Origin of the sequence: Streptomyces sp. NPDC126497 (assembly GCF_040302425.1) — a bacterium.
Taxonomy (GTDB): domain Bacteria; phylum Actinomycetota; class Actinomycetes; order Streptomycetales; family Streptomycetaceae; genus Streptomyces.
On the sequence record NZ_JBEORT010000124.1, the window covers coordinates 1 to 18,438 of the forward strand.

The 18,438-nt window shown below is 74.4% G+C and carries 19 protein-coding genes; 9 read left to right on the forward strand and 10 right to left on the reverse strand.

Annotated elements, in window-relative coordinates:
- The 3 genes from ABTY20_RS31665 to ABTY20_RS31675 form a co-directional block, all read left to right on the forward strand.
- Positions 1 to 870: substrate-binding domain-containing protein (locus ABTY20_RS31665; RefSeq protein WP_352000587.1), on the forward strand; the 870-nt coding region annotated here is incomplete at its 5' end.
- Between the two features lie 100 nt (positions 871 to 970).
- On the forward strand, positions 971 to 2,272 hold the full coding sequence (locus ABTY20_RS31670; RefSeq protein WP_352000588.1) for an alpha/beta fold hydrolase: 1,302 nt from the start codon (positions 971 to 973) through the stop codon (positions 2,270 to 2,272).
- Between the two features lie 47 nt (positions 2,273 to 2,319).
- On the forward strand, positions 2,320 to 3,063 hold the full coding sequence (locus ABTY20_RS31675; RefSeq protein ID WP_352000589.1) for a PIG-L deacetylase family protein: 744 nt from the start codon (positions 2,320 to 2,322) through the stop codon (positions 3,061 to 3,063).
- 73 nt (positions 3,064 to 3,136) lie between these two features.
- Here the strand turns inward: ABTY20_RS31675 and ABTY20_RS31680 are convergent, their stop codons facing one another.
- On the reverse strand, positions 3,137 to 4,612 hold the full coding sequence (locus ABTY20_RS31680) for a cytochrome P450 (protein WP_352000590.1): 1,476 nt from the start codon (positions 4,610 to 4,612) through the stop codon (positions 3,137 to 3,139).
- 110 nt (positions 4,613 to 4,722) lie between these two features.
- Between ABTY20_RS31680 and ABTY20_RS31685 the strand changes: the two genes are divergently transcribed.
- Positions 4,723 to 5,331: a TetR/AcrR family transcriptional regulator gene (locus ABTY20_RS31685; RefSeq protein ID WP_352000591.1), complete on the forward strand. Its 609-nt coding sequence runs from the start codon at positions 4,723 to 4,725 to the stop codon at positions 5,329 to 5,331.
- An 88-nt stretch (positions 5,332 to 5,419) separates the two neighbouring features.
- Entirely contained in the window at positions 5,420 to 6,148 is a 729-nt protein-coding gene (locus tag ABTY20_RS31690; protein WP_352000592.1) for a DUF2470 domain-containing protein, read from the forward strand.
- 48 nt (positions 6,149 to 6,196) lie between these two features.
- On the opposite strand, the gene ABTY20_RS31695 is transcribed toward ABTY20_RS31690, so the two are convergent.
- A complete protein-coding gene (locus tag ABTY20_RS31695; RefSeq protein WP_352000593.1) occupies positions 6,197 to 7,429 on the reverse strand; it encodes an FUSC family protein in 1,233 nt (410 codons plus the stop codon).
- An 81-nt stretch (positions 7,430 to 7,510) separates the two neighbouring features.
- Positions 7,511 to 7,999, reverse strand: a complete 489-nt coding sequence (locus ABTY20_RS31700; protein WP_352000594.1) for an FBP domain-containing protein — start codon at positions 7,997 to 7,999, stop codon at positions 7,511 to 7,513.
- 242 nt (positions 8,000 to 8,241) lie between these two features.
- On the opposite strand from ABTY20_RS31700, the gene ABTY20_RS31705 reads away from it, so the two are divergent.
- Positions 8,242 to 9,537, forward strand: a complete 1,296-nt coding sequence (locus ABTY20_RS31705; RefSeq protein WP_352000595.1) for an ROK family transcriptional regulator — start codon at positions 8,242 to 8,244, stop codon at positions 9,535 to 9,537.
- Between the two features lie 96 nt (positions 9,538 to 9,633).
- Here the strand turns inward: ABTY20_RS31705 and ABTY20_RS31710 are convergent, their stop codons facing one another.
- The 4 genes from ABTY20_RS31710 to ABTY20_RS31725 form a co-directional block, all read right to left on the reverse strand.
- Complete coding sequence (locus ABTY20_RS31710; RefSeq protein ID WP_352000596.1) at positions 9,634 to 9,900, reverse strand: hypothetical protein; 267 nt, start codon at positions 9,898 to 9,900, stop codon at positions 9,634 to 9,636.
- 70 nt (positions 9,901 to 9,970) lie between these two features.
- The gene (locus tag ABTY20_RS31715; RefSeq protein WP_352000597.1) at positions 9,971 to 11,002 is read right to left on the reverse strand and encodes an SDR family oxidoreductase; all 1,032 of its coding nucleotides are present in this window, start codon (positions 11,000 to 11,002) and stop codon (positions 9,971 to 9,973) included.
- 630 nt (positions 11,003 to 11,632) lie between these two features.
- Positions 11,633 to 12,847 carry an FUSC family protein gene (locus tag ABTY20_RS31720; RefSeq protein ID WP_502991935.1) on the reverse strand — a complete coding sequence of 405 codons (1,215 nt, stop codon included), beginning with the start codon at positions 12,845 to 12,847 and terminating at the stop codon, positions 11,633 to 11,635.
- 8 nt (positions 12,848 to 12,855) lie between these two features.
- A complete protein-coding gene (locus ABTY20_RS31725) occupies positions 12,856 to 13,512 on the reverse strand; it encodes an HAD family hydrolase (protein WP_352000598.1) in 657 nt (218 codons plus the stop codon).
- Between the two features lie 237 nt (positions 13,513 to 13,749).
- Here ABTY20_RS31725 and ABTY20_RS31730 point away from each other — a divergent pair, with 237 nt between their 5' ends.
- Positions 13,750 to 14,559 carry an SDR family oxidoreductase gene (locus ABTY20_RS31730; RefSeq protein WP_352000599.1) on the forward strand — a complete coding sequence of 270 codons (810 nt, stop codon included), beginning with the start codon at positions 13,750 to 13,752 and terminating at the stop codon, positions 14,557 to 14,559.
- Positions 14,560 to 14,614: 55 nt separating this feature from the next.
- The gene (locus ABTY20_RS31735; RefSeq protein ID WP_352000600.1) at positions 14,615 to 14,878 is read left to right on the forward strand and encodes a hypothetical protein; all 264 of its coding nucleotides are present in this window, start codon (positions 14,615 to 14,617) and stop codon (positions 14,876 to 14,878) included.
- Between the two features lie 24 nt (positions 14,879 to 14,902).
- On the opposite strand, the gene ABTY20_RS31740 is transcribed toward ABTY20_RS31735, so the two are convergent.
- The 3 genes from ABTY20_RS31740 to ABTY20_RS31750 all read right to left on the reverse strand — a co-directional run bounded on the left by ABTY20_RS31740 (position 14,903) and on the right by ABTY20_RS31750 (position 16,684).
- Positions 14,903 to 15,448, reverse strand: coding sequence for a VanZ family protein (locus ABTY20_RS31740; RefSeq protein ID WP_352000601.1), 546 nt, complete (start codon positions 15,446 to 15,448; stop codon positions 14,903 to 14,905).
- Positions 15,449 to 15,507: 59 nt separating this feature from the next.
- A complete protein-coding gene (locus ABTY20_RS31745) occupies positions 15,508 to 16,170 on the reverse strand; it encodes a DUF4230 domain-containing protein (protein ID WP_352000602.1) in 663 nt (220 codons plus the stop codon).
- Positions 16,171 to 16,303: 133 nt separating this feature from the next.
- Positions 16,304 to 16,684, reverse strand: coding sequence for an anti-sigma factor antagonist (locus ABTY20_RS31750; protein WP_352000603.1), 381 nt, complete (start codon positions 16,682 to 16,684; stop codon positions 16,304 to 16,306).
- Positions 16,685 to 17,050: 366 nt separating this feature from the next.
- Here ABTY20_RS31750 and ABTY20_RS31755 point away from each other — a divergent pair.
- Positions 17,051 to 18,438 (forward strand): ATP-binding protein (locus tag ABTY20_RS31755; protein ID WP_352000604.1); only part of this gene is annotated, 1,388 nt, incomplete at its 3' end.

The window sequence follows — 18,438 nt, forward strand, 5'->3', positions numbered from 1 at the left end:
ACCCCCGGTACGGTGCGCGCGGGACGCCGCCTAAGATGGGGCCTGTTGTTCCTCCAAGTGGGAACCCTTTTCTTGGTGTACGCGGGGCGGGGCGCCGAACGCGCCGCGCGCGAGGCAGGGCTCGGCGTGATGGTCTGCAACAGCGCCCAGAACCCGGGTGAGGAGGCCGAGTACCTCTCCCTCTTCGCCGAGCAGCGGGTGCGGGGCGTACTGCTCACCCCGGCGGACGCCACCGGCCGCAACATCGAGGCGTTCCGGCGGCACGGCATCCCCTTCGTGCTGGTCGACCGGGTGGCCGAGGGCATCACCGAGTGCTCGGTCTCCGTGGACGACGTGGCGGGCGGCGCGCTGGCCGTGCGGCACCTCGTCGACGCCGGGCACCGCTCCATCGCCTACGTCTGCGGTCCGCCCGGACTGAGCCAGGTCCGGGACCGCCGCACCGGCGCCCTGAACGCCCTCGCCGAGGCCGGCCTCGGCCCCGACCGCCTGCGCGAACTGCCCACCGAGCGGCTCGACGTCGCCGCCGGACGCGACGCGGGCGCCCGCCTCCTCGGACTGGCCGACCGCCCCACCGCCGTGTTCTGCGCCAACGACCTGCTCGCCCTCGGTGTGCTCCAGGCGATGTACGCGGCCGGCGTCGGCGTCCCCGACGACCTCGCGATCGTCGGTTACGACGACATCGAGTTCGCCGCCGCGGCCGCCGTACCGCTCACCTCGGTGCGGCAGCCCGCGGTCACCATGGGCGCCCTGGCGGCCGAGCTGCTGCTGGAGGAGACCGAGAGCGAGAACGCGGCCGGGCCGCACGAGCACCGCCGGGTCGTCCTCAGTCCGGAACTGGTGGTCCGGCGCTCCAGCCTGGCGGCCCGCTGACGGACGTCGGCAGGCACCGCGTGATCCCCGGATCGTCGGCCGGACGGAGATGTGCTGGACTGGGTCCCGGTCCGCCGATCCGTTCGTCCCGGGAGCCCTCTTGTCCGTCAGCTACCGCCAGCCCGGCGTGGTCCTCACCGACCGCCGCTTCACCGTGCCCCTCGACCACGACGACCCGTCGGGGGAGACGATCGAGCTGTACGCGCGGGAGGTCGTCGCGAGCGACAAGGCCGGCCAGGACCTGCCCTGGCTGCTCTACCTCCAGGGCGGGCCCGGCTTCGGGGCGAACCGTTTCGTCGGGAAGGAGGCCTGGCTCGGCCGTGCCCTTCAGGAGTACCGCGTCCTCCTCCTCGACCAGCGCGGCACCGGCCACTCCACCCCCGCCAACCGGCAGACGCTCCCGCTGCGCGGCGGCCCCGCCGCGCAGGCCGACCACCTCACCCGCTTCCGCGCCGACTCGATCGTGCGGGACTGCGAGGCGATCCGCCCCGAGGTGACCGGCGGCGCCCCCTGGACCGTGCTCGGCCAGAGCTTCGGCGGCTTCTGCGCCGTCGCCTACCTGTCCCTGGCCCCCGAGGGCCTGGACACCGCGCTGATCACCGGTGGGCTGCCCTCCCTCGACGCCCACGCCGACGACGTCTACCGGGCCGCCTATCCGCGCGTCGAGCGCAAGGTCGCCGCCCACTACGCCCGCTATCCGCAGGACGTCGAACGCGCCCGCCGCATCGCCGACCACCTCCTCACCCGCGAGGTCGTCCTGCCCAACGGCTACCGGTTCACCGTCGAGGCGTTCCAGTCGCTCGGCATCATGCTGGGCGGCAGCGACGGCAGCCACCGGCTGCACTTCCTCCTGGAGGACGCCTTCGTCCGCACCCCGGGCGGCCCCGAACTCTCCGACGCCTTCCAGGAACAGGCGCAGGGGCTGCTGTCGTACGCCGGACACCCGCTGTACGCGCTGGTGCACGAGGCGATCTACGCCCAGGACGCCCGGCCCACCGCCTGGTCCGCCGAACGGGTGCGGGCCGAGTTCCCGCGGTTCGACGCGGCCAAGGCGCTCGCCGGTGACGAGCCGCTGCTGTTCACCGGCGAGACCGTCCACCCGTGGATGTTCGACTGCGACCCCGCGCTGCGCCCGCTGCGCGAGACCGCCGCACTGATCGCCGCGCGCACCGACTGGACGCCCCTGTACGACGCGGCGCGCCTCGCCGTCAACGAGGTCCCGGTCGCGGCGGCCGTCTACCACGACGACATGTACGTCGACACCGCCCACTCCCTGCGGACCGCCCGCGCGATCCGCGGCCTGCGCACCTGGGTCACCGACGAGTTCGAGCACGACGGCGTCCGGGCCGGCGGTCCCCGCGTCCTGGACCGGCTGCTCGCCCTCGCCCGCGACGAGGCCTGACCGCGCGCTCCCGTGCGCTGTCGGTGCCGGGGGCTAGTCTGCCGGACATGACCGAGCCGACGATCAGTCAACTTGAGCCCATGCCCGACGACTGGCAGCGCGCCCTGGCCGTGGTGGCCCACCCGGACGACCTCGAGTACGGGTGCGCGGCGGCGATCGCCGCCTGGACCGACGCCGGCCGCGAGGTCTCCTACGTCCTGGCGACCCGCGGCGAGGCGGGCATCGACACCGTGGAACCGGCGAAGTGCGGACCGCTCCGGGAGCGCGAGCAGCGGGCGAGCGCGGCCGTCGTGGGCGTGTCGGAGGTCGCCTTCCTCGACCACGCGGACGGCGTGGTCGAGTACGGTCCGGCCCTGCGCCGGGACATCGCCGCGGCCGTCCGCCGGTACCGGCCCGAGCTGGTGATCACCCTGAACCACCGGGACACCTGGGGCGGCACCGCCTGGAACACCCCCGATCACGTGGCCGTCGGCCGGGCCGCACTCGACGCGGCCGGGGACGCCGGCAACCGCTGGATCTTCCCCGAGCTGACCGAGCAGGGACTCGAGCCCTGGGACGGCGTGCGCTGGGTGGCGGTCGCCGGCAGCAACGCGCCCACCCACGCCGTGGACGCGACCGCCGGACTGGAGCGGGCGGTGCGCTCCCTGCTGGAGCACCGCACCTACATCGAGGCGCTCACCGACGAGGCTCCGGAGACGTACGCGCGCACGCTGCTGACCGGGTTCGCCGAGGAGACCGGGAAGCGGTTCGGGAACCGCCCGGCGGTCGCCTTCGAGCTGTTCCCCAGATGAGCACGTAGGGGAAGGGCGGGTGCGCCGGCACCACGCGAGCGCCGGGCCGCGACCCGCCCCGCCCCGACGTGCCTCAGGCGGGCTCGGGCCCCGCCTGGACCCGCGCCGGGGTGCGGCGTTCCGGCCACAGTCGCAACCCCTCCGGCATCAACGTCAGCCGCTCGGTCACCCGCAGGCGGTAGGCCGGATCGGCGCGCAGCTCGTACCGGCGCAGCAGCAGCCCCAGCACCAGCACCGCCTCGTGCAGCGCGAACTGCCGCCCGATGCAGGCCCGCGCCCCCGTCCCGAACGGCTTGAACACGTGCGGCGGACGAGCCCGCACCGCCCCCGCGTCGAACCGCTCCGGGTCGAACCGCTCCGCGTCCGCGCCCCACACCCCGGGATCCCGGTGCAGCATCGGGGTGAGCACCAGCGTCCACGCGCCACGCCGCATCGGATGCGACCCGCCCAGCACCGTGTCCTCCCTGGCCTCCCGGGCGAAGGCCGGCGCGGTCGGCCACAGCCGCAGCGACTCGTCGAGCACCCGGCGGACGTACCGCAGCTTGGCCACCTGCTCGTAGCCGGGTTCCGGCGCGTCGCCCCAGACGCGGTCCACCTCGGCGCGGGCGCGGTCCGCCACGTCCGGGTGGAGGGACAGGTGGTGCAGGGCGAAGGACAGTGCGCCCGAGGTGGTCTCGTGCCCGGCGACCAGGAAGGTGATGACCTGCCGGCGGACGTTCTCCGACGACAGCCGCTCCCCGGTTTGCGGGTGCGCCGTCTCCAGCATCCGGTCCAGCAGGTCGCCCTCCGCGTGGCCGTCCGCGCGCCGGCGGCGGACCACCTCGTCGACGATGTGCTCCAGCCGCGCGATGTCCGCCGCGTTGCGCCGGTTCGCCCGGCGCAGCAGCAGCGGGGCCAGCGGCGGCGGCACGTTGTTCAGCCGCTGGGCGTGGCTGAGGGTGCCGACCATCGCCGTGACGAACGGGTGCGGACGGGACCGCTCGAAGGAGCCGAAGTCGTGCCCGAACCCGGTCCGCGCGATCGTCTCCAGCGTCAGCCTGGTCATGTCCCCGGGAACGTCCACCGGCCGGCCCCCGGCCGCCGCGCGGTCCCAGTGCTCCGTCAGCCGCTCCGCCACGGCCAGCATCATCGGGTGGTAGCCGGCCATGGCCTCCCGGCTGAACCCGGGGGCCAGCACGTCGTGCGCCAGCTGCCAGTTGGGCTCGTGGTTGTACGCGGTGAACAGCCCGTCGCCCGCGACCGGCCGCAGATTGGCGACCCCCAGCCCCACGTGCTTGGCGAACCGCGACTCGTCGGCCAGATCCGCCACCAGCTCCGCGCCCCACGTGAACACGAACTCCTTGCCGAACGCGTTCCGCCGGAAGATCGGCCCCAGCCGGCGGGCGTACTTCAGCGAGTCCTGCACGGGTGTGCGCCTGCTCGCCCCGACGACATCGCCGACCAGGGGCAGGCGGTACGGCGGGCGCGGGATGCGGTGCAGCTGCGGCCAGCCGTGCTCCGCGCTGCGGAAACCCCTCGGCGGTACGGCCCGTGTCGTCGTCTCCGCCATGACGCGATCTCCTTCGGCCCGGCGTGCGCGTGCGACGTGTTGTACGCGAGTTCAATAACGCGGCCTCAGTGTGGTCCGGTCGCTGAACCGGCGTCAAGTACAGTGCGGGAATGGCCGTGAACCAGGGCGGGCGCACGCGCCGCCGGCTCAGTACCGCGGAGCGCCGGGAACAGCTCCTGTCGGTCGGCGCGCGGCTGTTCTCGGAGAACCCCTACGACGACGTGTGGATCGAGCGGGTCGCCGAGATCGCCGGGGTCTCGCGGGGGCTGCTCTACCACTACTTCCCGACCAAGCGGGACTTCTTCGCGGCGGTGGTGGAGCGCGAGAGCGAGCGGATGCTCCGCATGACGGCGGCGGTCCCCGGCCGTCCGTTGCGCGAGCAGCTCACGGCGGGTCTCGACGCGTACCTGGAGTACGTCGAGACCCATGCGCACGGCTACCGCGCCTTCCACCGCGCCGACGCGGCGGGGGACCGGGTGGTGCGCCGGGTCTACCGGCGGGCGCTGGCCGCGCAGGAGCGGCAGATCCTGGCGGCGCTCGCGGCGGATCCCGAGTTCGGCCCCGTCCTCGGGGCGCGGCCGGACACCCGGCTCGCCGTGCGCGGCTGGCTGGCCTTCACCACGGCGGTCTGCCTGGAGTGGCTGCGCGGCCCGGGGCCGGACCGCGCGCAGGTGCGCGACCTGTGCGCACGCGCCCTGCTGGGCGTCCTCGCGCCCTGAAGGGTCCGGTGAGGATCACGGTCCCCGGTTGGCGCACACCCCGATCTCCGATAAGTTAGGCAAGGCTTACCTAAGAGGAGGTTCGGGGATGGGTGACGACACGCACGGCTGGACGGCCGCGCCCGGTGCGGCGGAACGGGCCCGCTCGGCGCTCGCCGCCGCGTGGTCCTGTGCGGTGACCGCGGAGGGCGCCCGGGAGGAGCTGGTCGGCGCGCACCACGTGACCGACGACGGGCGGGTGCTGCTGCGGGTGCCCGAGGACAGCGCCCTGCTCGCCGCCGCGATCTGCGCACCCCGCGGCGAGCCGTCCGCCGTGCTGGAGTTCGCCGACGTCGCGCCCGTCCCCGTGCGCAACCGGATCCGTGCCCGGCTGTGGCTGGCCGGCTGGTTCTCCGCGCGGGACGGACACCTCGCCTTCCAGCCCACCCGCGTGGTGCTCCGGCAGCCGTCCGGCGCCCTGGTCGTCGACACCGACGAGTTCGCCGCCGCCGCGCCCGATCCGCTGGCCGCCGCCGAGGCCCGGCTGCTGACCCACCTCGCCGACCGCCACGCCGACGCCGTCGAGCGGCTGACCCGCCTGGTCGACCACGGAAGTCTGCACGGCGCGGTCCGTGTCCGGCCGCTCGCCGTCGACCGGCACGGACTGACCCTGCGCATCGAACGCCTCCGCACGGACGGTGACGTACGCCTGCCGTTCCACGCGCCCGCCGACGACGTCTCCCGGCTCACCGAGCGCATGCACGCGCTGCTCGCCCAGGCGGGCACCGCCTCCTGCCCCCGGGCGCTGCAGCGGCAGCGCCCGGACGGCGACGGGTGACGCGGCGCGCCCCGCCGTCCGGACGCCTTCGGCCGGGTGCCGGGCGCCTCACCCGGAACGGTGGGAGGCGCCGCGCTTACGGCGCAGCCGCTCCCGCATCCGGGTGAGCCGCGGCAGCCGCTCGCGCTGCGCCTGCGAGTGCCGGTCCAGCTCCTCGAACAGCCGGCGCGTGCGGTGCTCGGTGTCCATCTCGTCGAGGATGCGGTTGACCTCGGTCAGCACGGCGCCCAGCAGCTGCCACTGGCCGGGGTCGCGCCGGGCCTCCTCGAAGAGCAGCCGGGCCAGCTTGTCGCGGGTGGCGGCCGCCTGCCGCAGCTCGGAGGCGAGCCGGTCCTCCGCCGACTCGGCGTTCGCGCTCACGCTCGTGGTCACCAGCACCGAGAAGCTGACCACGGCGTCCGCGATCTCGGACAGCAGTTGCTCGAAGACCGCGCCCGTCTCCGGCTCGAACAACCGCTCCGGCTCGCGCTTCTTGGACAGGTCGGCCAGCGTGCGGGCCAGCACCCGCAGCACCACCGTGCAGATCTCCAGCGTGTCGAGACCGGTGCGCAGCACCACTCGGTGCAGCAGGCCCTCACGCACCCGGGGATTGAGCCGCAGGCTGTCCTCGGCCTGTCTGAGGTCCGTGTCGACCTCGGTGATGTCGTGGTCCAGGCGGCGGGCCTCGTGCAGCCGGGCCTCCGCGCGGTGCGGGGGCGTGCGGTCCGCCGCCTCCTCGCCGATCCGCAGCATCAGTTGCCGCACCCGGCGCGCCAGCTCCTCGATCGACTGGCCGGCCTCCTCCACCCACACGGGTGGGGCGAGCAGGAGGTTGAACCCCATGCCGACGAACGCTCCGATCAGCGTCTCCACGATCCGGGCCCAGGCGGTGTCCCCGTGCGTGGTCACCCCGAGCACCAGCATCGCGCTGATCGCCACCTCGGGCACGAACTCGTCCACCCGCACCAGGTGGCCGACGAGCAGCGACGCCAGGATCAGCAGGCCCAGGCTCCACCAGGTCAGGCCCACCAGCAGGCTGAAGAGGATGGCCACCACGACCCCGGCCACCACGGAGTTCACCCGGCGCACTCCGGTGACGAGCGTGGAGTACAGGGTGACCTGGACGACGAGCAGCGCGGTCAGGGGCGCGGTGAGCGGGGCGGCCTCCGGACTCAGCCGCAGGGCGATGACATAGGCGACGGTCGCCGCGGCCGCCGACCGCACCATCTGCACGGTCACCGGGTCCCGGCGCCGCCTGACGAACTCGACGGCCGGCGCCGTCATCTCACGTACCACTTGCATCCTCGGACGGTTCCCCCTCCTCGGACACCACGAACGTGTTCACCGGTGACGACAGTCCCCCGAGGGACGGGCGGGCCGGGACTACAGCTTGTCGAGGAAGGCGAACAGGTTGCCCCGGGTGCGGGCGATCTGCTCCTCCAGGGTGAGGCTCTCCTCGAAGCGGGCACCGGTCTCCGGGACCTTCCTGCCGCGCAGGTAGAGGGAGCAGGCGAGGTCGGTGCACATGTAGGCGCCGACCGAGTTGCCCTCGCGGCCGGCCGGGCCCGCCTTGCGCGCGGTCATCAGGGCGACACCGCCGCGCGGATGGGTGGTCAGGCACAGGGAGCACATGCTGCGGTGCAGGAAGCCGCGCCGGGCCGGCTGGAAGCGCATGGCCACCCCGACGAGGCGGTCCTCCCGCTCGGTGACGAGATAGCTGCGGTCGGGTGCGCCGGGATCGCGCCAGCCCAGGAAGTCGAGGTCGTCCCAGGGCTGCTCGCCCAGGTCGCGCGGTACGGTCAGCCGCTTGGCCTCACCCTTCGAGCAGTTGATGAACGAACTGCGGACGTCCTGCTCGGTGAGAGCTCTCATGGGGGTCGTCTCCTGGTGTGCTCTTTCGAAACCTGGGGGGTCTAGGTTTCCGGGTCAGGGTAGATATCCGGGACCGGGGGGAGCCAGTGGTTTTCACCCGGGGGGCGGGTCCCGCGCGTGCCGCGCCGGACCGGATCGGTGGACCCTGTTACTTCACACCGTGAAATAAGCGAGGGGGGGCGTCGCGCCGGGTCGTGTCCCGGCGGTATGTTGCAGGTCGGGCAGGGGCTGGGAGGAGTCACATGACGGGGCGGAACGGGCGCACGGTGCGCGACCTCAGGCGGGCCAACCGCACGGCCGTGCTGGAACGGCTGTACTTCGAGGGCCCGCTGAGCCGCTTCGAGCTCGGCCCCGCGACCGGGCTCAGCTCCGGATCGGTGAGCAACGTCGTCGCCGACCTGGTCGCCGACGGCCTCGTGGAGGAGGCCGGCAGCGTCGACTCCGACGGCGGCCGGCCGCGCACCCTGCTGCGCGTGGCGCCGGCCAGCGGCCACATGATCGGTGTCGACGTGGGCGAAACCCGGGTCCGCGTCGAACTGTTCGACCTGACCCTCACCGAGCTCGCCCGCGCGCAGCGCCCGCTGGAGCAGCAGCGCTACGACGTCGAGGTCATCGTCGACCACATCCGCTCCGGTGTCGCCGAGGTGCTGGCCGGCGCCGGCCTCGACCCCGGGCGGCTGCTCGGCGTCGGCATCGGTGTCCCCGGCATCGTCGAGCACACCCCCGACCGGGGCGCCGTCGTGCACGGCCAGACCATCGGCTGGGACGCGATCCCCCTGGAGTCCCTGCTGCGCGCCCGGTCCCCGCTGCCCGGGACGGTGCCCTACTTCATCGACAACGGCGCCAGGACCCTCGGCCAGGCCGAGATGTGGTTCGGCGCCGGACGCGGCGCCCGCAACGCCCTCGTGGTCCTCTTCGGCTCCGGCGTGGGCGCCTGCCTGGTCACCCCCGAGGTGGAACACGGCCGGGCGGTGGAATGGGGGCACCTGACCGTACGGGTCAGGGGACGCCGCTGCCGCTGCGGCGCGCTCGGCTGCCTGGAGGCGTACGCGGGCGCCGAATCGCTGCTCGCCCGGTGGCGCGAGGAGGGCGGCCGGGCGCCCGAGAACCCCGAGGACGCGGACGAGGAGACGGCGCTGACGGCGATGCTCGCCGCCGCCTACCCGGCCGACGACGGCGCCCCCGACCCGGTCGCGCTCGCCGTGCTGGAGGAGACCGCCGAATACCTGGGCGCGGGCCTGTCCGACCTGATCAACCTCTTCCAGCCCGAGCGCATCCTCGTGGGCGGCTGGGCCGGCCTCCAGCTCGGCTCCCGCTTCCTGCCGTCCGTGCGCCGGCACGCCCTGTCGTACGCGCTGCGCCATCCGGCCGGGAAGGTCACCATCGAACTGGGCCGACTCGGACCCGACGCGGTCACCGTCGGCGCCGCGATCCTGCCGCTCGCCGACTTCTTCGCCCGCGGCGGCCGCCGCCCCGACCCGGACCCGCAGTCCCCGCCCCCCGCCTGGCGGGCGGCCCTGCGGGAACGCACCCCCTAGATCCGGGCGTCACCTTCCCGCGGCGCGGCGCGGCGCACGGGACGGCGGGGGTGTGCGCACGGCACCGCCCGGCGGACGGGGCCCCGGCGGCAGGTCCTACGCGGAGGACTCGTCCGGCACCGGATGTTCCGGGTTGCCCGACGCCGAGTGCGGGGCGCCCTGCCGGCCCGTGCCGGCCTCGTCGGTGTCGGGGACGTCGGGGTCCGGCTCCCGCGCATCGCCGGCCTTCTTCCCGCTCTCCCGTTCCGCGGCGGCCGGGGCGACCTCCCAGGGGTCCTCGCCGGGGCCGGCCTGCTGGTCGGGCAGGTCGCGGGGGACACCGGCGCCGCTTTCGCCGGGGCCCTCGAGACGGTGGTCGGTCACGGCGCTCTCCCTTCGTTCGTACCCCCGGCCCCCGCGGGTACCTCCCGCGGGGGCCGGTGAAACCCGCCGCTCAGCCGACCTTGCGGCCCCGCATCGGCGCCGTGTCCTCCCCGGCGCCCTGCTCCATGCCCAGCAGGAACTCCTCCACCACCTGCGTCGCGGTGTGCGTCGGCTGCCAGCCGAGCTCCACGCGCGCACGCGTGCAGTCCATCAGCGGCAGCCGCAGCACGGCGTCGAACAGGTGCGGCGAGGCCGGCAGCAGCCGCAGCCCCCAGGCGGCGGCGACCGCCGAGCGGGCCGCGGTGCGCGGCAGCCGCACCCGGCGGGTGCCGAGCATCTCCCCGAGCAGCTCCGCGTCGACCGTCGGCTCCGCGGCGAGGTTGAAGGCGCCCCGCGCACCGGCGGACAGCACGGCCAGCCGGTAGGCGTGGGCCGCGTCGTCGGTGTGCAGCGCCTGCATCCGCAGCCCCGGGACGTCCGGCAGGACGGGCAGCAGATCGGGCCGCGCCAGCTGGCCCGGCAGGAAACGGCCGCCGAAGATGCGCCGCTGCTCACTGCCGGACTCCCGCTTGAACAGGAACGCGGGCCGCATCCGCACCACCCGGATCCCCGGGTGGTCGCGCTCGAACGTGTCCAGGACCCGCTCCAGGTACGCCTTCTCCCGGCAGTACGCGGCGTCCGGCCAGCCGTGCGTCGGCCACGACTCGTCCACGGCGCGGTCCTTCGGTCCCGGCGAGTACGCCCCGACCGACGAGGCGTGCACCAGCGCCGGCACCCCCGCCTCGGCCGCCGCGTCGAACACCCGCATGCTGCCCAGCACGTTGGTGCGCCAGGTGGTCGCCGGATCGTGCGTCGGCTGGAACGCCCAGGCCAGGTGGATCACCGCGTCCGCGCCGGTGAACTCCCCGACGAGATCGGAGCGGTCCGAGGCCAGGTCCACCGCCGACCACTCGGTCTTCGGAGGCGACAGATCGGGGATCCGCCGTGCCAGACCCCGTACGGAGGCGACCGCGGGTTCCTCCGCGAGGACCCGCACCACACTGGTCCCGACATTGCCGGTGGCGCCCGTGACCACGATCCTCATGCCCGCTGTGCTGCTCACCTCGCGCTCCTCTCGGCCGTCCGCTCCCCGGAACCGGCCGGGTACCCCTCGGGCGAAGGCGTTCACGCCCGTGAGGCGGGCCGAGAGTTCCCACGGGCGGGTCGCCCGCTCCGGGCCGGCCGTCCGGTCCTCGACCCCGGTGCGCCCACCGTCGGCCGGGGCCGGGGCCGGTGACGTCGCAGTCCTCCGGACGGACCCCGCCCATGCCGCCCGGCCGCGGGGACGTGGCGGCCCGCCCCTGGGTGGCCGCGCCCTGCCCGGGGTCCCGAAGCCCCCGGGGTTCAGCGGGCGGTGCCGCGGGCGCCGAAGCCCGAGCCGATGCCGTGCTGTGCGGTGGTCGCTCGTGTCCGTCACGCCACGGACCGGAGCGCCCTCGACCTCGGGCGACGCCCGAGGCGGGCATGTGGAAGCCCCGGCCGTGACGGGGGAATCACGGCCGGGGCGGCTCGGTGGTGGGCGCGGACGGCGGTCGCCTCTCGGCGAGGGGCTCCACAGGGCTTCAGCCGGGCGATCGTCCCTGTGGGCGGATGGTGAGGCCCGGGGACACTGTCCCGTCCGCACCCACGATCTGTTCAACGGAGAACCACCTCCCGGTGTTCCGCCTTCGGCCACCGATGGGCGTGACGTGTGTCACCGGCCCCGGGCGCCACCGCCGAGCTCGGCCCAGAGGTTCTCGGCCTGGAGCACCAGCGTGCCCAGCACGGCCGTCCGCGCGGCGCCCCGCCCGGCGTGCTCGCGCAGCCCGGCCTGGAGCCTTTCGTGCAGGTCCCGCATCACGTCCTCGGTGCGTCCGTCCAGGAGGGCGTCCGCGCGCCCGCCGCCGTCCAGCAGCCGGTCGGCCTCCGTGCGGCAGGCTTCGCCGAGCAGCTCCAGCAGTTCCGCGTAGCAGCTCAGCACCGCGGCGTCCGGCGCGGCGGGCGTACGGTCCTCGTCGGCGGCCACCGCGAGCGTACGGGTCAGCGCCGTGACGTGCCCGGTGACGCGGCTGAACCGCTCGTCCTCGGACTCCGGCGGCAGCTCCTCCGTCGGCGCCCGGTGCAGGGCGCGCAGGACGCCCGAGGTCAGCCGCAGGCTCTCCCTGCTCCAGCCGCGGGCCGAACGCAGCGCCTCCAGCCGGCCCTGCAGCCGCGCCGCGGCGTCCAGCCGCTCCGCGGCGGTCTGCGCGTCCCACTCGCCCCCGCGCAGGTCCCCGGCGACGGCGTGCAGCACCTCACCCGTCTCGCGGGCGAGCGCCGCCAGGTTCTCCCGCACGTCCCGCAGGTGGATCGGCGGCAGGACCAGCGCGTTGACGGTGATGCCGACGACCGCGCCGAGCGCCGCCTGACCCAGCCGGTGCCCGACGGCGACCGCGCTCACCGTCCCCGTGGCGATCGTGAAGACGGCCGTGGTGGCGGCGTAGACGCCCTGGTCGCCGAAGCGTGGCCAGTTCGACAGCAGCATCAGCACGGGCACGGACAGCGCCAGGGCGCCCGTGGTGTCGTCGGTGACCGCCTGCGCCCCCGAGGCCACGAGCGCTCCCACGCAGATCGCCGTGAACTGCCGCGCCGCCTGCACCAGCGAGCTGTAGACGGTGGCCTGCACCAGGACCAGCGCCACCCAGGGCGCCATCAGGGCCATCGGATCGCCCAGCCACACCTGTGCCAGCAGCCACGCCAGCAGGGCCGCCGCGGCGGCCTTCAGGGACTGGACGAGCAGATCCCGTTCCCGCCCGGGCCCCCGCCACGCGGCCCGCGCCGCCCGGCCGGCGGACCGCACGTCCCACCGCACCGCGTCCCGCACCCGCGCCACCGGGGCCGCCCGCCCCAGGGCGCCACCGCGCACGGTCTCCTCCCTCGTCCGTGTCATGTTCCGTGTCATGCCAGGGGGCTGCCCGACAGGGACGCCAGGAGATGGGCCGGGTCGTCGTAGACCGCGTCCGCGCCGGCCTCCTCCAGGTCGGCGCGCGGAATGCCGCCGCACAGCACTCCCACGCAGCGCACCCCGGCGCGGCTGCCCGCCCGCATGTCCCACACCGTGTCACCGACGAACACCGCCCGCTCCGCCGGCACCCCCGCCAGCTCCAGGGCGTGCTCGACCGGCTCCGGCGAGGGCTTGCCCGCCGCCACGTCGTCGGCGCTCGCCGTGGCGGCGATCGCCTCGTCCGCGTCGATCGCCCGGCGCAGCGCGCCCAGCTCGGCGCCGCCGGCCGAGGTGGCCAGCACCACCGTCCAGCCGTCCCGGTGCAGCCGCCTCAGCAGCCGCCCGGCGTCCGGCAGGGCGGGCAGCCGGTCGAAGTACTGCCCGTACAGCGCCTTGTGCGCCGCGCTCAGCTCCTCGTCGCGGCCGGTGTCCCGGTCCTCGCCCAGCAGATGGGCGACCAGGTCCGAGGAGGGCAGCCCCACGGCCCGGTGGACGGCGTGCATCGGCACCCGGTGGCCCGCCTGCCGGAGGGCCTCCCACCAGGCCGTCACATGCAGATGGTTGGTGTCGACCAGAGTGCCGTCGACGTCGAACACGGCCGCCCGTCCCATACGTGGTCCTTTCGTCTCTCGCGAGCGGTACGGGTACCACCTCACCCGCCCGCCACTCCGGGGGCGTCCTCCGTCCCCGGAGTGGCGGGCCGGCGACTCGCCCGGGGCCGGAGCGGCGCCCGCCCGGCCCGGGGGCGCGCGGGTCGCGGTACGACCGTACGGCGGACGCGGGGGTTGGTCCGGACGCACGGGGGTACTGCGATGCCTCGCACCCGCCGTCCCGCCCAGGAGGTCCGCATGTCCGTCCCCACCACCCCGAGCAGCAGGGTCGCCGTGATCACCGGCGCGGACTCCGGGATCGGCCGGGCCACCGCCGTACGCCTGGCCGCCGCGGGCATGGACGTGGGCATCACCTGGCACGGCGACCGAGAGGGCGCCGAGGAGACGGCGCGGGAGTGCCGGGCGCACGGACGGCGGGCCGAGGTGGCGCCCCTGGACCTCACCCGGCTGCCCGCCGCCGCGGACACGGTCGACGAGCTGTGCGACCGGCTGGGCCGCATCGACGTGCTGGTCAACAACGCCGGCACCGGCACCATGACGCCCTTCCTCGACCTGGAGCTCTCCCAGGTCCGCGAGGTGCTCGACGTCGATCTGATCGGCCCCTTCCTGTGCGGACAGAAGGCGGCGCGGCACATGATCCGGCAGGGCGACGGGGGCCGCATCGTGAACGTGACGTCCGTGCACGAGCACCAGCCCCGGGTGGGCGCCGCGCCGTACTGCGCGGCCAAGGGCGGCCTCGGACTGCTCACCCAGGTCATGGCGCTGGAGCTCGCCGAGCACGGCATCACCGTCAACGCGGTCGCCCCCGGCGAGATCGCCACGCCCATGACCGGCCAGGAGGACACCGACCCGCACACCGAGAGCCGTCCCGGCGTCCCGCTCGGGCGGCCCGGCGACGCACGCGAGGTCGCCGCGGTCATCGCCTTCCTCGCCGGGCCCGACGCCTCCTACGTCACCGGGGCCTCCTGGAGCGTGGACGGCGGAATGCTCCGGATGGGCCCCCAGGCCGGGTCCCACCTGACGGGCGACGACTGGCGTCGGCCCTGAACGCGGGCGCGCCCCGGACACCGCGTCCGCGCCGTTCGCGCTCTACCCTCGAGACATGACCGAAAGCGCGAGCCCGTACATGTCGCATCCGCGGATCATGGTGCTCGGGGTGCAGCCCGGGACTCCGCCGTTCCGGATCGTGGAGATCGACGGACAGGTGGTCGGCGAGGCGAAGACCGTCACCGACGTGCTGCACGCCGCCGCCGCGTTCGGGATCACGGTCCACGACCTGGACGATCCGGACGTGGTCCGCTGGGTGGGCGGGGACAAGTTCACCTGGACCCCGCACGGGGCCACCCGGGTGAACGAGCGGCCCTGACCCGCGGAGCGACGCCCCCGGCCGTCAGGCCTTCGGACGCCTTGCGTGCACCGCCCGGCTCAGGCGCCGGCCCAGCAGCAGGTAACCGATCAGCGCCCCGCCGGTGTTCAGGATGACGTCGTCGACGTCGAAGGCGCGTCCGGTCACCAGCGCGCCCTGCGCGAACTCCACCAGCAGCATCACGACGGCCGTCAGCACCAGCACCCGCAGGAACCCGCGCGTGCGCGGCGCGAGGACCGGCGTGAGCACGCCGAAGGGCACGCCGAGCAGGATGTTGCCGCCGATCTGACGCACGGCGTCACGCAGCGCGGGCTGGTCCAGGTAGGCCTTCAGCGAGCGGCCCGGACGCAGATTGGTGTGGGTCAGCGCCTCCGAGGCGGGGGAGGGGTGCAGGGTGAGCCGGGCCAGGACCGCGGCGAAGACGACCATGAACACGAAGGCGCACACCATCACCAGCAGCCGCGGGAGCAGCGGGAGCGGACGCTCCGGACCGTCCTCCGCGGCGCCGTGCCGGGACGGTCGCGGACGACGGCGGGGCAGGGATCGCGGACGTGGGACGGCGCGGGACATTCGGTCCTCCAGTCGTCAACTTCCTTGTGGGGTAAGCCGGTTACCCGTGGTGTCGCCGGTCAGTCGCCGTAGCTGACCCGCACCTGCTCGAAGCCCAGGGAGCGCAGCAGGCCCTCGAGCATCTCCGTGGTGTTGGTCTCGGCCCGGGCGGTGAGTCCGCTCTCCCTCGCCGCGTCGCCGATGTGCCGCACGGCGAGCTTCTGCACGGCCTGTTCGCTGTTGGGGTTGTCGGAGAAGAGGTCGCCGAGCCGGTCGAACAGGCCCCGCTGCTTGGACACGGCGTAGGAGCGCTCGGGGTCCAGGGCGGGCTTTCCCAGACGGGCGTGGGGCAGCCGCAGCGTGGCGGACGTACGGTCGTCGTCGACCCGTACGTCGTCCTCGTCCAGCCTGCCGAGGTCGACGTAGGCGTCGACGGTGCCCGCGCCCACGTACAGCGTGCGGCTGCCGCGGACGGCGTCCGGCAGGAACTTCGCGTCCTTCTCCAGGTCCACCACCACCTGGAAGTTGCCCGAGGCGGCGTCGTACCGGCTGAGGTCCTGGATGGACTCCAGGAGCGCGGGGCCGGAGCGGTCCTCGGTCTCCGTGCCGAACAGGTCCTTCAGGCCCGGCAGCAGGCTCAGCCGGATCCCGGCGAACAGCACGACGAGCAGCAGCACCACCGCGGCGAGCGCCTTCGCCCAGCCGGGTACGCGCGCGATCGGTCCCTTCACGGGAGTCGTCATGGCGACGGCCCTCCTTCCTCCTGACCTGATGCCCCCCGGTTCCCGGGACAGACACGGGCACCGGGAAGCGGACGGCCGCGCCGGGAGCGCAGGGGGGCGCACGGCGCGGGCGCCGGGCGTCGCGGCCCGGTGGTCAGGCCGGACCGGAGGCGGCCCCCGGCCGTTCCAGGGCGGCGTCCAGGGTCGGCCACGGGGGCAGCAGACGGGACGTGCCGGTGATCCGCAGCATGCGCAGGGTCAGCGGGTGGGCGCAGACGAGGCACAGCCGGCCGGGGCCGTCCACGACCCGCTGCCGGGCCCGGTACAGCAGGCGCAGCCCGGAGAGGTCGAAGAACTCGACGTGGGTCAGGTCGATCACGATCCGGGCGTCCGGTTCGGCGGTCTCCCTGTCCAGGTGCGGGACGATCTCCGCGGCAGCGGCGATGTCGATCTCCCCGTGGAACTCCAGCACCGTGTGTCCCCGGTCGTGGTGGACGCGCAAGTGCCGGGTCAGCGGCGCGGGTTCGTACCGCACGACGCCATCGCCTCCAGCCTGCTCCGTGCGACGGGGGAGGGAACCGGCCCCAACGCCTTTTCCCACCCGGCAAGTTACCTTCGGACGAGTGCATTTGAGCATGTTCGATTGACATATGTCTTCGCATTGCGACCGAGTTCTTCCGAACTGGCCGGCCGGCTCCGGCGGTCTTCGCCGGAGCGTGACGGAACCCTCACTTCCGGCAGTGGGCGAAATTGATCCGCGGGGCTGACGACCCGATAAGCTCCTTGCGAGCACCGCGAGTTGGCCCAAGACACGCCGGGTCGCTTCGTGGTGCTCACTCATGAGTGCGGCCTTCCTCGCACACTCACCTGCACACTCCCCATGTTGCTTCGAAGGATGCAGATGGAACTCGCCACTCCGCCACCGGCGGTGCGGGCCCCTGTCGCCTGGTACGGCTGGTGGCTGATGCCGCTCGGCCTCGGCGGCGGGACGGTCGCCGCCGCGTCGATGAGTCCGGACCGGATCACCACGGCCGTCCTCGGCGCCGCCGCGACGGCCGCCTGCTCCGTGTGCGTACGGCTCACGCTCCGCCACCGGGTCCGGCTCCTGCGCACCGAGGAGACCCACCGCACCTCGCAGGCCGAGCACACCCGGCGGTGGCAGCAGCACATGGCGGACCAGGAGCGGAGGCTCACCGCCGAACGGGCGGCGCGGGAGAAGGAGTTCGAGGAGCGGCTGACCGAGCAGGCCCGGGCCTACGAGGCGCGGCTCGCCGAGGAGACCGAGGCGCGGCGGGAGCAGCTGGCCCACCAGCTGTCCGCGGTCGCCCGCCTCGCCGACGAGCAGCTCCCGGAGGCGATCGCGCGGCTGCGCGCCGGTGAGGCCATCGACGACCTGCTGCCGAGCGTCGACCGGTCCGCGAGGATCGGCGCCGGTCTCCAGACCGAACTGCGCAAGCTGCTGCGCACCGCGCTGATCGGACTGGAGGAGGAGTTCGACCGCTCCACCTCCGCCGAACAGGCGGTCATCAGCATCGGCAACCGCATCCACGTGCTGACCAGCAAGCTCCGCGGCCGGCTGCACGAGATGCAGGGCGAACACGGCAGGCTGCCCGCCGTCGCCCGGGGACTGATGGAACTCGACCAGGAGATCGGCCCCGCCGACTGCCTGGCCGCCAGCATCGGCGTGCTCGGCGGCAGCGACCGGCCCGGCAGGCAGTGGCAGGAGCCGCAGCGGCTGCTCAGCGTGGTGCGCGGCGGCATCGGCCGGATCAAGGACTTCCAGCGCGTCCAGCTGAGCCGGCTCCCCGAACTCGGCGTGGACGGCGGTCTGGTGGACCACCTCACGCTGATCTTCGCTCATCTGCTCGACAACGCGGCCCGCTACTCGCCGCCCTCCGAACCCGTGGTGGTCTCCGGCCGTGAGGTTCCCAACGGCGTCGGCATCGAGATCCAGGACTCCGGCAAGGGCCTGAGCGAGGAGAAGAAGCGCGAGGCGGAGCACGCCCTCGCGGGCACCGCGCCCGGGGCGGGCATCGGCGGCATCACCGAGGACGCCAACATCGGCCTGCGGGTCGTCGGCATCCTCGCCCGCCGCTACGGCATCCGCGTCACCTTCGCGGACTCCCCCTGGCTCGGCACCTCCGTGGTGGTCGTCGTCCCGCACAAGTACTTCAGCCCGCTGCCCACGGCCGCCGTCGCGGAGCCCCCCGCCGCCGAACCGGGCCGGGCACCGGCCCCCGCCGTCGCCGAGCAGGCCCCGGCCGGCTCCGCCGAGCCGGCCGACACCAC